This is a genomic window from Pseudomonas sp. TE3644 (assembly GCF_056278815.1).
The window spans coordinates 4,625,700-4,639,114 of record NZ_JBWBQF010000001.1; the positions used below are offsets into that span (position 1 = coordinate 4,625,700).

The 13,415-nt window shown below is 63.3% G+C and carries 12 protein-coding genes; 6 read left to right on the forward strand and 6 right to left on the reverse strand.

What is annotated here, in order from left to right; translation table 11 throughout:
* The first annotated feature begins 66 nt into the window (after positions 1-66).
* Positions 67-2,388 (forward strand): response regulator, encoded by a 2,322-nt coding sequence (locus tag ACZ9GA_RS20365; protein WP_457361031.1) that lies wholly within the window; start codon positions 67-69, stop codon positions 2,386-2,388.
* Here ACZ9GA_RS20365 and ACZ9GA_RS20370 read toward each other — a convergent pair.
* The 3 genes from ACZ9GA_RS20370 to msrB form a co-directional block, all read right to left on the reverse strand.
* Complete coding sequence (locus ACZ9GA_RS20370; protein WP_027977445.1) at positions 2,372-2,818, reverse strand: MarR family winged helix-turn-helix transcriptional regulator; 447 nt, start codon at positions 2,816-2,818, stop codon at positions 2,372-2,374. The genes ACZ9GA_RS20365 and ACZ9GA_RS20370 overlap by 17 nt on opposite strands.
* Positions 2,815-3,300 carry a glutathione peroxidase gene (locus ACZ9GA_RS20375; protein WP_457361030.1) on the reverse strand — a complete coding sequence of 162 codons (486 nt, stop codon included), beginning with the start codon at positions 3,298-3,300 and terminating at the stop codon, positions 2,815-2,817. Before ACZ9GA_RS20375 ends, ACZ9GA_RS20370 begins: the two co-directional genes overlap by 4 nt.
* A gap of 200 nt (positions 3,301-3,500) precedes the next feature.
* Positions 3,501-3,896, reverse strand: coding sequence for a peptide-methionine (R)-S-oxide reductase MsrB (msrB, locus tag ACZ9GA_RS20380; RefSeq protein WP_457361029.1), 396 nt, complete (start codon positions 3,894-3,896; stop codon positions 3,501-3,503).
* A 166-nt stretch (positions 3,897-4,062) separates the two neighbouring features.
* Between msrB and ACZ9GA_RS20385 the strand changes: the two genes are divergently transcribed.
* Both ACZ9GA_RS20385 and htpX read left to right on the forward strand, forming a co-directional pair.
* Positions 4,063-5,274, forward strand: a complete 1,212-nt coding sequence (locus tag ACZ9GA_RS20385) for a pyridoxal phosphate-dependent aminotransferase (RefSeq protein ID WP_457361028.1) — start codon at positions 4,063-4,065, stop codon at positions 5,272-5,274.
* Between the two features lie 274 nt (positions 5,275-5,548).
* Complete coding sequence (gene htpX / locus ACZ9GA_RS20390; protein ID WP_457361027.1) at positions 5,549-6,436, forward strand: protease HtpX; 888 nt, start codon at positions 5,549-5,551, stop codon at positions 6,434-6,436.
* 95 nt (positions 6,437-6,531) lie between these two features.
* On the opposite strand, the gene ACZ9GA_RS20395 is transcribed toward htpX, so the two are convergent.
* Entirely contained in the window at positions 6,532-7,179 is a 648-nt protein-coding gene (locus ACZ9GA_RS20395; RefSeq protein WP_457361026.1) for a thiopurine S-methyltransferase, read from the reverse strand.
* Positions 7,180-7,282: 103 nt separating this feature from the next.
* Here ACZ9GA_RS20395 and ACZ9GA_RS20400 point away from each other — a divergent pair, with 103 nt between their 5' ends.
* Positions 7,283-8,050, forward strand: coding sequence for a DODA-type extradiol aromatic ring-opening family dioxygenase (locus ACZ9GA_RS20400; protein WP_457361025.1), 768 nt, complete (start codon positions 7,283-7,285; stop codon positions 8,048-8,050).
* Positions 8,051-8,215: 165 nt separating this feature from the next.
* Here ACZ9GA_RS20400 and ACZ9GA_RS20405 read toward each other — a convergent pair whose 3' ends face one another.
* Positions 8,216-9,880, reverse strand: a complete 1,665-nt coding sequence (locus ACZ9GA_RS20405) for a DEAD/DEAH box helicase (RefSeq protein ID WP_476226669.1) — start codon at positions 9,878-9,880, stop codon at positions 8,216-8,218.
* 393 nt (positions 9,881-10,273) lie between these two features.
* Here ACZ9GA_RS20405 and ACZ9GA_RS20410 point away from each other — a divergent pair, with 393 nt between their 5' ends.
* The gene (locus ACZ9GA_RS20410) at positions 10,274-11,065 is read left to right on the forward strand and encodes a crotonase/enoyl-CoA hydratase family protein (RefSeq protein ID WP_457361024.1); all 792 of its coding nucleotides are present in this window, start codon (positions 10,274-10,276) and stop codon (positions 11,063-11,065) included.
* A gap of 1 nt (position 11,066) precedes the next feature.
* On the opposite strand, the gene ACZ9GA_RS20415 is transcribed toward ACZ9GA_RS20410, so the two are convergent.
* Positions 11,067-11,768 (reverse strand): spermidine synthase, encoded by a 702-nt coding sequence (locus tag ACZ9GA_RS20415; protein ID WP_051373529.1) that lies wholly within the window; start codon positions 11,766-11,768, stop codon positions 11,067-11,069.
* Positions 11,769-12,061: 293 nt separating this feature from the next.
* Here ACZ9GA_RS20415 and ACZ9GA_RS20420 point away from each other — a divergent pair, with 293 nt between their 5' ends.
* A complete protein-coding gene (locus ACZ9GA_RS20420; protein ID WP_457361023.1) occupies positions 12,062-13,408 on the forward strand; it encodes a class II 3-deoxy-7-phosphoheptulonate synthase in 1,347 nt (448 codons plus the stop codon).
* The last annotated feature ends 7 nt before the right edge of the window (positions 13,409-13,415 follow it).

Sequence of the window (13,415 nt, forward strand, 5' to 3'; positions counted from 1 at the left end):
CGAACAGCGCATCACATCGGCTATGCTTGCCCAGCGCGCACCAAATGGAACACCGGCCCGGACTATATGGATATAAAGTTTACCCACCGTCTGTCATACAAGCAGGCTCGACTGACAGTCGTGGTCGGATTCATTATCGGGACATTGCTGAGCATTGTGCAGATCGGCATCGATTATGCCAACGTTGACCAGGCCATCAACCGCGAGATGGTCTCGCTGCTGGAAATCAGCCACAACCCGGCCTCACGCATCGCCTACAACATTGACAGCGAGTTGGCCAAGGAGCTGACCGCCGGCCTGCTGCATTCCGAATCCATCGTCGGAGCGCGCCTGTCCGACAACAATAATACCGTGCTGGCCAATGTCAGCCGGCCGCGCACCGAAAGCCGCTACCGGGTGATCAGCGATTTCCTCTTCGGCGAGCGGCGTACCTATGATGACCCGCTGCTGCTCAGCCACATGCCCAGTGAACGCCTGGGCACCCTGCACCTGGATGTCGACACGTTCGCCTTCGGCATGCGCTTTCTCAAGCGCGCCGAGATCACCCTGGTGTCCGGCTTCCTGCGCACCCTGCTACTGGCCGGGATCATGCTTGCCATGTTCTACACCATGCTCACCCAGCCGCTGGTGCGGGTGATCAGCGCGCTGAGCAACTCCAACCCCCATGCCGGCAAACCGACCAAGCTGGAGTACCCGCCCGGCCACGAACATGACGAGATCGGCGTGCTGGTGCGCGCCGCCAACCAGCAATTCGTCAGCATGAGCACCGAGATCCAGCAGCGCCGCGCTGCTGAAAACCGCCTGACCGAGTACCTGGCCGAACTGGAGAACATCGTTTCGGCGCGCACCACCGAACTCAAGGCCAGCAACATCCGCCTCAGCCTGTCCAACGAAGAACTGGAAAACGCCCGGCGCACCGCCCTGGACATGGCCCAGGCCCGTGCCGCCTTCCTGGCCAACATGAGCCACGAGATCCGCACGCCGCTCAATGGCTTGCTGGGCATGATCGCCCTGTCCCTGGACAGCCCGCTGACCGCCGAACAGCGCCAGCAACTGTCCATTGCCCACGACTCGGGCAAAGTGCTGGTGGAACTGTTGAACGATATCCTCGACCTGTCGAAATTCGACGCAGGCCAGCTTGAGCTTGAACGCATCCCGTTCGACCTCGGCGCCCTGGTGGAAGACACCGCCAACCTGCTGTCGCAGAACGCTGCGCCCAGCGTGGAACTGGCCTGCCTGATCGCACCCACCTTCCCCGCCATGGTGCTGGGCGACCCTACACGGGTGCGCCAGATCGTCAGCAACCTGCTGTCCAACGCCCTGAAATTCACCCGTTTCGGCCGCGTGGACGTGCGCCTGAGCACCTACCCCGGCGGCGTCAGCATCGAGGTATGCGACACCGGCATCGGCATCGCCCAGGAAGCGCAGGTCAAGATCTTCCAGCCGTTCACCCAGGCTGGCGCCGGCATTACCCGCCAGTACGGCGGCACCGGCCTGGGCCTGGCCCTGACCAACAATCTGTGCGAAGCCATGCAAGGCCGCCTCAGCATCAGCTCCGAGGCCGGTTTCGGCAGCCGCTTCAGCGCTGACCTGCCGCTGCTGACCCACACCCCGGCCATCGCCCCGCCGCCGCTCAGGGGCAAGGTGATCGCCATCAGCCCCGCCAGCAGCGGCCTGGCTGAGCTGCTGGAAAATCTGCTGCCCACCTGGGGCCTGGACTATCAGCGGTTGAGCACCGACGCGCCGCTGGAGGGCCTCGACCCCGACCTGTTGATCACCGACTGCCTGGATTGCCTGTTCGGCCTGCGCCCTGCCATCACCGCACCGATCCTGCTGGTGACCGCCTACGGCAACTTCCTGCCCACCGAGCAGGCCACCGCCCTCAGCCCCCTTCAGCAGCAGGCCCGCCCCCTGGCGCGCAACGCCCTGTACCAGACACTGCGACGCACCCTGATGGGTGATGAGCCCAACCCGCAGCAGGCCCTGGAACGCGGTGAGTCACCGCAACGCCGGGCGCGGATCCTGCTGGTGGAAGACAACCCGGTCAACCAGTTGGTGGCCAAGGGCATGCTGGGCAAGCTGGGCTGCGATGTGACGGTAGCGGCGCATGGCGGCGAGGCATTGGCCGCACTGGAAGACAAGGAATACGATCTGGTGCTGATGGACTGCAACATGCCGGTCATGGATGGCTACGAGGCCAGCCGACGCATTCGCCAGAGTGGCCGCTGGCCACAACTGCCGATCGTCGCCCTGACCGCCAACGCCATGCCCGAGGAGCGTGAGCGCTGCCGGGCGGCAGGCATGAGCGACTACCTGGCCAAACCCTTCCGTCGCGAAGAACTGATCACGCTCATCGATCACTGGATACCGGTCACGCTCGTGCCGTGAGCTGCGCCAGCAGATGCTCCAAACCCTGCTGCAGGGGTTGCAACTGATTGAGATCCAGCCCGCTGGCGCAGATCAAGCGCTCGCGCAACACCGCCGCCTGGTCGCGCAACGCCAGGCCCTGCGGGCTTAGGCTGAGGTGCACTTCGCGCTCGTCATGCACAGCCCGGCGACGCACCACCAGCCCCAACTGCTCGATACGCTTGAGCAAGGGCGTCAGGGTGCCCGAGTCCAGCATCAGCCGCTCGCCCAGGGCCTTGACCGTAGGCTGTTCGGGCGCTGTCGCCTGCCATTCCCACAGCACCAGCATGGCCAAGTATTGCGGGTACGTCAGGCCCAGCTCATCGAGCATCGGCTTATAGCCACGGGTGACTGCCCGCGACGCGGCGTACAGCTTGAAACACAACTGGTCATCCAGCAGCAGGCCGGTCATTTGAGCAACGCTTTGATCTCGCCGTCCAGGGCCGCAGGTTTGGTGGTGGGGCCGAAGCGCTTGACCAGCTTGCCGTCCTTGCCGATCAGGAACTTGGTGAAGTTCCACTTGATGCCCTGGGAGCCCAAGAGGCCCGGCGCACGCTTTTTCAGTTGCACGAACAGCGGATGAGCATCGCCACCGTTGACGTCGATTTTCTTGAACAGCGGGAAGGTCACGCCGAAATTGAGCTCGCAGAACTGCGAAATCTCACCTTCATTGCCCGGCTCCTGATGGCCGAACTGGTTGCAGGGGAAGCCCAGCACTACCAGCCCCTGATCCTTGTAGTCCTGCCACAGCTGCTCCAGGCCCTTGTATTGGGGCGTGAAGCCGCATTTGCTGGCGGTATTGACCACCAGAATGGCCTTGCCCTTGAAGTCGGCCAGGGTCTTCTGCTGACCGGTGATGGTGGTGCAGGGGATATTCAGCAAGGCGTCGCTCATGGCAGGTCCTCCGTGGGTGAACCAAAAGCATAGCGCGCAATTGAATTGCACACAATCTACATCACAAAACCACTACCGGATCCGCCCTCAAACCGCGCCGCCTGCATCGCGACCAAGGTCGGCTCCTACCACGGATCGCGTAGGAGCCGACTTTAGTCGCGATGGCGTCAGAGCCAGCCCATCGGGTGTAGGGGATTAGGCTACTCGCGGGGTACCAGGTCCAGGCACACCGAGTTGATGCAGTAGCGCAGCCCCGTCGGCGGCGGGCCGTCCGGGAACACGTGACCCAGGTGGGCGTCGCACTGGGCGCAGGTCACTTCGGTGCGGATCATGCCGTGGGTGGTGTCACGGATCTCGATCATGGCGCTGTCTTCGATCGGCGCGTAAAAGCTGGGCCAACCGCAACCGGAATCGAACTTGGTGGTCGAATCGAACAGCGCGGCATTACAGCACACGCAATGGTACACACCATCGGTCTTGGTGCTGTTGTACTTGCCCGTGAAGGGCCGTTCGGTGGCCTTGAGACGGCAGACGTTGTACTGCTCGGGGTCGAGCATCGCCTTCCATTCTTCTTCAGTCTTGGTGAACTTGGTCATCGGGTTACCTCGGCAGCTGAAAAACCCCGATCTGTCCCTTTTCCGGGGATCGGGTGGCACGTATGATTGCGCCTTGTTCAGACCCCAGTCTGTCACCCACGCCAGGCGCATTCAATTTCATTTTCACCGCGCCATCTCGCGGCACTTTTTTCCTTGGGATTCCATCATGCAGGTCAGCAAATCGAACAAGCTCGCCAACGTCTGCTATGACATTCGCGGGCCGGTGCTCAAGCACGCCAAACGCCTGGAAGAGGAAGGCCACCGCATCCTCAAGCTGAACATCGGCAACCCGGCCCCCTTTGGCTTCGAGGCGCCGGAGGAAATCCTCCAGGACGTGATCCGCAACCTGCCTACCGCACAAGGCTACAGCGACTCCAAAGGCCTGTTCAGCGCCCGCAAGGCCGTGATGCAGTACTACCAGCAAAAGCAGGTGGAAGGCATCGGCATCGAGGACATCTACCTGGGCAACGGTGTGTCCGAGCTGATCGTGATGGCCCTGCAGGCCCTGCTCAACAACGGCGACGAAGTGCTGGTACCGGCACCCGACTACCCACTGTGGACCGCCTCGGTGAGCCTGGCCGGCGGCCACGCCGTGCACTACCTGTGCGACGAGCAGGCCAACTGGTGGCCTGACCTGGACGACATCAAGGCCAAGATCACCCCCAACACCAAGGCCATGGTGATCATCAACCCGAACAACCCGACCGGTGCCGTGTATTCGAAGGAAGTGCTGCAGGGCATGCTGGAAATCGCCCGCCAGCACAACCTGGTGGTGTTCTCCGACGAGATCTACGACAAGATCCTCTACGATGACGCCGTGCACGTGTGCACCGCCTCCCTGGCCCCCGACCTGCTGTGCCTGACCTTCAACGGCCTGTCCAAGTCGTACCGCGTGGCCGGTTTCCGCTCGGGCTGGATCGCCATTTCCGGGCCCAAGCACAATGCCCAGAGCTACATCGAAGGCATCGACATCCTGGCCAACATGCGCCTGTGTGCCAACGTGCCGAGCCAGCACGCCATCCAGACCGCGCTGGGCGGCTACCAGAGCATCAACGACCTGGTACTGCCCAACGGCCGCCTGCTGGAGCAGCGCAACCGCACCTGGGAGCTGCTCAACGACATTCCGGGCGTGAGCTGCGTGAAGCCCATGGGCGCGCTGTATGCCTTCCCGCGCATCGACCCCAAGGTCTGCAAGATCCACAACGACGAGAAGTTCGTGCTGGACTTGCTGCTGTCGGAAAAACTGCTGGTGGTGCAAGGCACCGCGTTCAACTGGCCGCACCCGGACCACTTCCGCGTCGTGACCCTGCCGCGGGTGGATGACCTGGAACAGGCCATCGGCCGCATCGGCGGCTTCCTGAAGAACTACAAGCAGTAATCCCTGTAGCCGCTGCCGCCAGCTGCGCTGGCCCAAACCTCCCTGGAGATCTCCAGCGACCACAGGGGCCAGCGCAGCCTGCGGCAGCGGCTACATGTCTGGTAACACTTCTGTCGACAACCACTGATCCCGCCACCCCACGGCGGTAGCGACCTGCTGTCTAGAATCATGGTTGTGACACTTTTTGAAATAGTCGCCCTGTTGAATCGGCAGTGCTCGCACCTTATATACCGGACATCGCGACAATTTCTTCCGTCAGGAGTACGTAACAACCATGATGCGCATCTTGCTGTTCCTTGCCACCAACCTTGCGGTCGTGCTGATTGCCAGCATCACCCTGAGCCTTTTCGGCTTCAACGGGTTCATGGCGGCCAACGGCGTGGATCTGAACCTCCAGCAGCTGCTGGTCTTCTGCGCGGTATTCGGCTTTGCCGGCTCGCTGTTCTCGCTGTTCATCTCCAAATGGATGGCGAAGATGAGCACCAGCACGCAAATCATCAGCCAGCCACGCACCCGCCACGAGCAGTGGCTGATGGCGACCGTTGAGCAACTGTCCCGCGAAGCCGGCATCAAGATGCCCGAAGTGGGTATCTTCCCAGCCTACGAGGCCAACGCCTTCGCCACCGGCTGGAACAAGAATGACGCCCTGGTGGCCGTCAGCCAGGGCTTGCTGGAACGCTTCTCGCCCGACGAGGTGAAAGCGGTGCTGGCCCACGAGATCGGTCACGTGGCCAACGGCGACATGGTCACCCTGGCGCTAGTGCAAGGCGTGGTGAACACCTTCGTGATGTTCTTTGCGCGCATCATCGGCAACTTCGTCGACAAGGTCATCTTCAAGAATGAAGAAGGCCAGGGCATCGCGTATTACATCGCAACCATCGTAGCCGAACTGGTGCTGGGCATCCTGGCCAGCGTCATCGTCATGTGGTTCTCGCGCAAGCGCGAATTCCGTGCCGACGAAGCCGGCGCTCGCCTGGCCGGTACCGGCGCCATGATCGGCGCGCTGCAACGCCTGCGCTCCGAACAGGGCGTGCCGGTGCACATGCCCGACACCCTCACCGCCTTCGGTATCAATGGCGGCCTGAAGCATGGCCTGGCAGGCCTGCTGATGAGCCACCCGCCGCTGGAAGACCGCATCGAGGCCCTGCGCCGCCGCGGCTAACAGCACCCGTAGCCGCTGCCGCCAGGCTGCGCTGCCCCCCTGCTTCACTGGAGATCTCCAGCGTACACAAGGGCCAGCGCAGCCTGCGGCAGCGGCTACAGCTTCAACCGGTAGGCGCGCTCTTCCAGGCGCGTGGCGCCGGCGCTGACAAACTTGCCGCCCTCATCGAGAATGTCTCGGCACTCCACCTGATCGACCTGCCACTCTCCACCCCACAACGCCCTCACCTCTTCATCCGGCACCGAAAACGGTGGCCCGGGCAGCACGCTCTGATCGTAATCCAGGGTTATCAGCAAGCCGGCACAACCGGCTGGCAGGATGGCCGTGAGATGGCGCACATAACGCTGGCGCATCTCGGGCGGCAAGGCGATCATCGCCGCACGGTCATACAGCGCCGTGCAGCCTACGACGTCGTCAGCCGTCAGCGCGAAAAAGTCACCGCACCACACCTCCAGCGCGCCCGCCGAGTAACAGTCGAAAGCGCCACGGCGAACAACCGCAGGCTGCAGGCCCTGTTCGGCAAAGAAGGCCTCCACCGCCTGCGTCGCCAGCTCGACACCCAACACGTGCAAGCCCTGCCCCGCCAGCCACACCAGGTCCAGGCTCTTGCCACACAACGGCACCAGCACCCGACTGCCCGGCGCCAGCACTGGCCAATGACGCTGCAGATAAGGGTTGACCGCCGCTTGATGGAACCCGATCTGATTACGCTGCCAGCGCTCCTGCCAAAAATCCGCCTGCATGGACACTCCCGAAAATATCGATCAAATGGCACTAAAACTTATATTAGATTTAGATCAATCAGTGGCCGAAGATAATCCCATCTTAACGCTCAGGACCTCAATCATGCTGCCTAGCCTGTTCATCTCCCACGGTTCGCCCATGCTCGCCCTGCAGCCTGGCGCCAGCGGCCCGGCGCTGGCCAGGCTGGCGGCCGAGCTGCCGCGCCCCAAGGCCATCGTGCTGGTCTCGGCGCACTGGGAAAGCCGCGAGCTGCTGGTGGCCAGCAGCCCCGCCCCGGAAACCTGGCATGACTTCGGCGGCTTCCCTGCCGAGCTGTTTGCCGTGCAATACCCGGCGCCGGGTGATCCCGCCTTGGCGGCCGAGATTGCCCAGCGCCTGACCGATGCCGGCCTGCCCGCACACCTTGACCCGCAACGGCCGTTCGACCATGGCGCCTGGGTGCCCCTGTCGCTGATGTATCCGGCGGCCGACATCCCGGTGGTGCAGGTGTCGCTGCCCAGCCGCCTGGGCCCGCAGTTGCAGCATTTGGTGGGCGAGGCACTGGCAGGGTTGCGCGCGCAAGGCATTCTGCTGATTGGTTCGGGCAGCATCACCCACAACCTGCGCGAGCTGGACTGGCACGCCGGGCCTGAACACGCCACGCCGTGGGCGCAGGCGTTCCGTGACTGGATGCTGGAGAAGTTGCAGGCCGATGATCAGCAGGCGCTATTCGACTATCGTCAGCAGGCGCCGTTTGCGGCGAAGAACCATCCCAGCGATGAGCATTTGCTGCCGCTGTATTTTGCCCGCGGGGCGGGGGATACCTTTGGGCTGGCCCATGCGGGTTGGGCGCTGGGGGCGCTGGGGATGGATATTTATCGGTTCGATTAACCCGGATCATTCGTAGCCGCTGCCGCAGGCTGCGCTGGCCCTGTGCCCCGCTGGAGATGTTCAGTGTGGATCAGGGCCAGCGCAGCCTGCGGCAGCGGCTACAGGCAAAAAAAATCCCCGGCACAGGCCGGGGATTTTTTATTTCAGATCAGCCGCAAGGCAGGATCAGTCTTCGCGATAACGGCGCAGCTTCAGCTGCTTACCGGCAACGCGAGTGTCCTTGAGCTTGGCCAGCAGCTTCTCCAGACCTTCCTCGGGCAGTTCGACCAGGCTGAAGCTGTCACGTACCTGGATACGGCCGATCGCTTCGCGGGCCAGGCCGCCTTCGTTGAGGATGGCACCCAGCAGGTTCTTCGCGGCGATACCGTCGCGAGCACCCAGGGCGGTACGGCAGCGAGCACGGCCTTCACCCAGAGGCATTGGCGCGCGACGCTCGCGATCACCACGCTCAGGACGATCACCGGTGGTACGCTCACGCGGCGCGCTGGTCGGAACCAGTGGCTGCTCGCGCTCTACCGCTTCCAGGGTCAGCGCCTGACCGTTGGTAGCCTTGCGCAGCAGGGCTGCAGCCAGGGCACGCGGGGTGCAGCCGATGTCGGCGGTCAGACGGTCCAGCAGGTCACCGTGGGTGACCTCTGCATCGCCAACCAGCGGCGCCAGGCTGTTGGTCAGCTTCTTGATGCGGGCATCAAGAACGGCCTGGGCGTTCGGCAGGCGAACTTCGGCAACCTTCTGACCGGTTACACGCTCGATCACTTGCAGCATGCGGCGCTCGCGCGGAGTCACCAGCAGCAGGGCACGGCCTTCGCGACCGGCACGGCCAGTACGGCCGATACGGTGAACGTAGGACTCTGGGTCGTACGGCATGTCAACGTTGAACACGTGAGTGATGCGCGGTACGTCCAGACCACGGGCAGCGACGTCGGTAGCGACGACGATGTCCAGACGGCCGTCTTTCAGCGAGTCGATGACGCGCTCACGCTGGTTCTGGGCAATGTCGCCGTTCAGGGCGGCAGCCTTGTAGCCTTTGGCTTCCAGGGCGCTGGCCAGGTCCAGGGTGGCTTGCTTGGTACGCACGAATGCGATCAGGGCGTCGAACTCTTCCACTTCCAGCAGGCGCAGGACAGCGGAAGTCTTCTGGTCAGCGTGAACCAGCAGGTGAGCCTGCTCGATCGCGGTAACGGTCTGGGTCTTGCTCTGGATCTTGACGTGTTTCGGGTCTTTCAGGTGGCGCTCGGCGATCGCACGGATGGACTGCGGCAGGGTAGCCGAGAACAGTACGGTCTGACGCGACTCAGGCATGGCCTTGAAGATGACTTCCAGGTCGTCCATGAAGCCCAGCTTGAGCATTTCGTCGGCTTCGTCCAGAACCAGGTGGTTCACGGTCGCCAGCACTTTCTCGTCGCGACGCAGGTGGTCGCACAGACGGCCAGGGGTTGCCACGACGATTTGCGCGCCGTTGCGGATTGCTTTCAGTTGCGGGCCCATCGGGGCACCGCCGTACACGGCCACTACGGTTACGCCAGGCATTTGCTTGGCATAGGTTTCGAAAGCAGTGGCTACTTGCAGCGCCAACTCACGGGTTGGCGCCAGGATCAGGGCTTGCGGCTCGCGCTTGCTCGGGTCGATGCGATTCAGAATCGGCAGTGCGAAGGCAGCGGTTTTACCGGTACCAGTCTGCGCCTGGCCGATCATGTCATGACCTTCCAGGATGATTGGGATCGATTGCTGCTGAATAGCCGACGGCTCTTCGTAGCCAGTCGCGATGACGGCTGCAACAATATTCGGGTTAAGTCCGAGAGCGGCGAAGCCGCCGGTTTCCTGGGTCATGGGTCTGCCTCTAAGTGCATCCGCAAAGACCCATGCTCCAAAGCTGCACATGCCTTGTAAGACTCGAGAGTCACCCTGGCAGCTTTGTCGGCGGGGATTTGCGAAAACGATTGAATGAAAAAAAAGAATCGTCAGGGAGAGTCCGCGGAACGGACGTGCAGTCGAAGTTGTCTTCGGGGGATTGCGCTACCTAGACGTGGCCTGATTAAAGACCGGCGCGCACTATACCTGAAATCGGCGTGCACGTGAGAGTTTTTTATCGTTTCCAGACCGTTGAACCCACGATTGTCACAGGCTTTGCGCAACCTCGGCGACAGGTCTATTTTGCTACTGACCCGCGCGCCTGGCGCCCAGGCTTAATCGTTTCACCCTTTGCCACCCGAGGATGCCGAGATGAGCCCACCCTGCCCTGGCCACGTCAGCCGCGAGTTGCGCGGCGCCGTCATGCTGATTGGCCTGGATCGCAGCGCCAAGCGCAATGCTTTCGATCTGTCCCTGCTTGAGCAATTGAGCCTGGCCTACGGCGAGTTCGAGCGCGAACCGGCTGCCCGGGTGGCGGTGCTGTTTGGCCATGGCGAGCATTTCACCGGCGGCCTGGATCTGGAAGCCGTCGGCCCCACCTTCGCCCAGGGCTGGCAATTGCCGGCCGGCGGCCTGGACCCCTGGCGCGTGGGCATGGGCCCTACCCTCAGCAAGCCATTGATCGTGGCAGCCCAGGGTTACTGCCTGACCGTGGGCATCGAACTGATGCTGGCCGCCGACATCAACCTGTGCGCCAGCAATACCCGTTTTGCCCAGATGGAGGTGCAGCGCGGCCTGCTGCCGTTCGGCGGTGCCACCGTGCGCCTGCCCCGGGTGGCCGGTTGGGGCAACGCCATGCGCTGGCTGCTGACGGGGGACGAGTTCGATGCCCACGAAGCCCTGCGGCTGGGACTGGTGCAGGAAGTGATGGCCAGCGAGGACCTGCTGCCCAACGCCATCCACCTGGCCGAGCGCATTGCCGCCCAGGCGCCGCTGGGCGTTGCCGCCACGCTGGCGTCGGCACGCCAGGCCGTGCAGGAGGGTGAAGCCGCCAGCGTCGCCGCGTTGCCGGGGCATACCCAGCGGCTGTTCGCCAGCGACGATGCCCGCGAGGGGTTGGCGTCCCTGAAGGAGCGCCGCCCCGGGCACTTCACGGGCCAGTGATTCAGGAAGCGGGGCGCAGTTGCCCGATCAACGCCTGCAACGAGTAGCCCAGGCGCGGCATCAGTTCGTCGGCGCGGGCCTTGAGTGCTTCCAGATCCAGTTGCTGGTCCAGGTCGGCCGGGATGATCAGGATGACGTTGCCCTCGGTCACCGGCAGTTCCCAGTAATGACGATGATACAGGCCACGCAGCAAGGCGGCGCCCAATGGCTTGCCGTCATCGCCCGCCCACTGGTTGATGACCAGCCAGCCACCCGGGTTCAGGCGTTTCTGGCAGTCTTCCAGGAAGCGCCAGGCCAGGTGGCCCACGCCGGGACCATGGTCGGTATAGAGGTCGACGAAGATCAGGTCGGCAGGTTCTGCAGTTGGCAGCAGTTCCAAGGCGTCGCCGGTGCGTATATAGAGACGCGGATCATCGTCCAGGCCCAGGTATTCGATGGCCAGGCGCGGCACATCCGGCCGCAGCTCGATGGCTTCGACGTCTTCCAACGGCAGGAACTTGAGGCACGCCTGGGTCAGCGTGCCGGCGCCCAGGCCCAGGAACAGGGCGCTTTCGGGCTGTTCGTGGCACAGCGCGCCAATCAGCATGGCCCGCGTGTAGTCGTACTCCAGCCAGCTGGGGTCGGCGGTAAACACGCAGCTCTGCTCGATGGCATCGCCAAATTCCAGGAAGCGGTAATCCTCCACCTCCAGCACGCGAATCATGCCGAACTGATCATGCACTTCGGCCAGCAGACGCTCAACGCGCTCGCGGGGTACTTCGGGTTCGTTGTCTTGCACCACGGGCGCTCATCAAGCCTGAAAAAAAGCGATTGTCGCATCAATTGCGCCACAACACACCGTAGCCGCTGCCGGCAGGCTGCGCTGGCCCGTGCATACGCTCAAGATCTTCAGTGGGGGCATAGGGCCAGCGCAGCCTGCGGCAGCGGCTACAGTGCATGGGCGGCGCTGGTGGTACCATCGGGTCACCCATCAACAACTACAAAAAAGAGCCTGTCATGAACCACCCCTGGAGCCCCGACAGCTGGCGGGCCCTGCCCATCCAGCAACAACCCGCCTACCCCGACGCCGACCACCTGGCCCGGGTGGAACAGAGCCTGGCCAGTTACCCGCCATTGGTGTTCGCCGGCGAGGCGCGCGAGTTGCGTCGCCAGTTCGCCGAAGTCACCCAGGGCCGGGCCTTCCTGCTGCAGGGCGGCGACTGCGCGGAAAGCTTCGCCGAGTTTTCCGCTGCGAAGATCCGCGACACCTTCAAGGTGCTGTTGCAGATGGCGATTGTCATGACCTTCGCCGCCGGCTGCCCCGTGGTCAAGGTGGGGCGCATGGCCGGGCAGTTTGCCAAGCCGCGCTCCGGCAATGACGAGACCCAGGACGGCGTCACCCTGCCCGCCTACCGCGGCGACATCGTCAACGGCATCGGCTTCGACGAAAAAAGCCGCGCCCCCGACCCCGAGCGCCTGCTGCAGGCCTACCACCAGTCCACCGCCTCGCTGAACCTGCTGCGCGCCTTCGCCCAGGGCGGCTTTGCCGACCTGCATCAGGTGCACAAGTGGAACCTGGACTTTATCGCCAACTCGGCACTGTCCGAGAAATACCACCAGCTGGCCGACCGCATCGACGAAACCCTGGCGTTCATGCGCGCCTGCGGCATGGACAGCTCGCCGCAACTGCGCGAAACCAGCTTCTTCACCGCCCACGAAGCGCTGCTGCTCAACTACGAAGAAGCCTTCGTGCGCCGCGACAGCCTGACCAACGACTACTACGACTGCTCGGCGCACATGCTGTGGATCGGCGACCGCACCCGCCAGCTCGACGGCGCCCACGTGGAGTTCCTGCGCGGGGTGCACAACCCCATCGGCGTCAAGGTCGGCCCGAGCATGAAACCCGAGGACCTGATTCGCCTGATCGACATCCTCAACCCGGACAACGACCCCGGGCGCCTGAACCTGATCGCGCGCATGGGCGCCGGCAAAGTGGGCGATCATCTGCCGCAGCTGATCCGCGCGGTGCAGGCCGAAGGGCGGCAGGTGCTGTGGAGCTCGGACCCGATGCATGGCAACACCATTAAGGCCAGCAGCGGTTACAAGACCCGTGATTTTGCGCAGATACTCAGTGAGGTGAAGCAGTTCTTCCAGGTGCACCAGGCGGAGGGCAGCTACGCGGGCGGCATTCATATCGAGATGACCGGGCAGAACGTGACCGAGTGCATCGGTGGCGCGCGGCCGATTACCGAGGATGGGTTGTCGGATCGTTACCACACCCATTGCGATCCGCGGATGAATGCCGATCAGTCGCTTGAGTTGGCGTTCATGATTGCCGAAACCCTCAAGCAAGTCCGCCGCTGACTGTAGC

What these genes read in the sequence shown, in the direction of transcription:
- ACZ9GA_RS20415 (WP_051373529.1), bottom strand. Translation starts at nt 11,768, where the DNA reads ATGATTCGCGTGCTGGAGGTGGAGGATTACCGCTTCCTGGAATTTGGC.
- ACZ9GA_RS20375 (WP_457361030.1), bottom strand. Translation starts at nt 3,300, where the DNA reads ATGAGCGACGCCTTGCTGAATATCCCCTGCACCACCATCACCGGTCAG.
- ACZ9GA_RS20370 (WP_027977445.1), bottom strand. Translation starts at nt 2,818, where the DNA reads ATGACCGGCCTGCTGCTGGATGACCAGTTGTGTTTCAAGCTGTACGCC.
- ACZ9GA_RS20420 (WP_457361023.1), top strand. Translation starts at nt 12,062, where the DNA reads ATGAACCACCCCTGGAGCCCCGACAGCTGGCGGGCCCTGCCCATCCAG.
- ACZ9GA_RS20395 (WP_457361026.1), bottom strand. Translation starts at nt 7,179, where the DNA reads ATGCAGGCGGATTTTTGGCAGGAGCGCTGGCAGCGTAATCAGATCGGG.
- msrB (WP_457361029.1), bottom strand. Translation starts at nt 3,896, where the DNA reads ATGACCAAGTTCACCAAGACTGAAGAAGAATGGAAGGCGATGCTCGAC.
- ACZ9GA_RS20365 (WP_457361031.1), top strand. Translation starts at nt 67, where the DNA reads ATGGATATAAAGTTTACCCACCGTCTGTCATACAAGCAGGCTCGACTG.
- ACZ9GA_RS20400 (WP_457361025.1), top strand. Translation starts at nt 7,283, where the DNA reads ATGCTGCCTAGCCTGTTCATCTCCCACGGTTCGCCCATGCTCGCCCTG.
- htpX (WP_457361027.1), top strand. Translation starts at nt 5,549, where the DNA reads ATGATGCGCATCTTGCTGTTCCTTGCCACCAACCTTGCGGTCGTGCTG.
- ACZ9GA_RS20385 (WP_457361028.1), top strand. Translation starts at nt 4,063, where the DNA reads ATGCAGGTCAGCAAATCGAACAAGCTCGCCAACGTCTGCTATGACATT.
- ACZ9GA_RS20405 (WP_476226669.1), bottom strand. Translation starts at nt 9,880, where the DNA reads ATGACCCAGGAAACCGGCGGCTTCGCCGCTCTCGGACTTAACCCGAAT.
- ACZ9GA_RS20410 (WP_457361024.1), top strand. Translation starts at nt 10,274, where the DNA reads ATGAGCCCACCCTGCCCTGGCCACGTCAGCCGCGAGTTGCGCGGCGCC.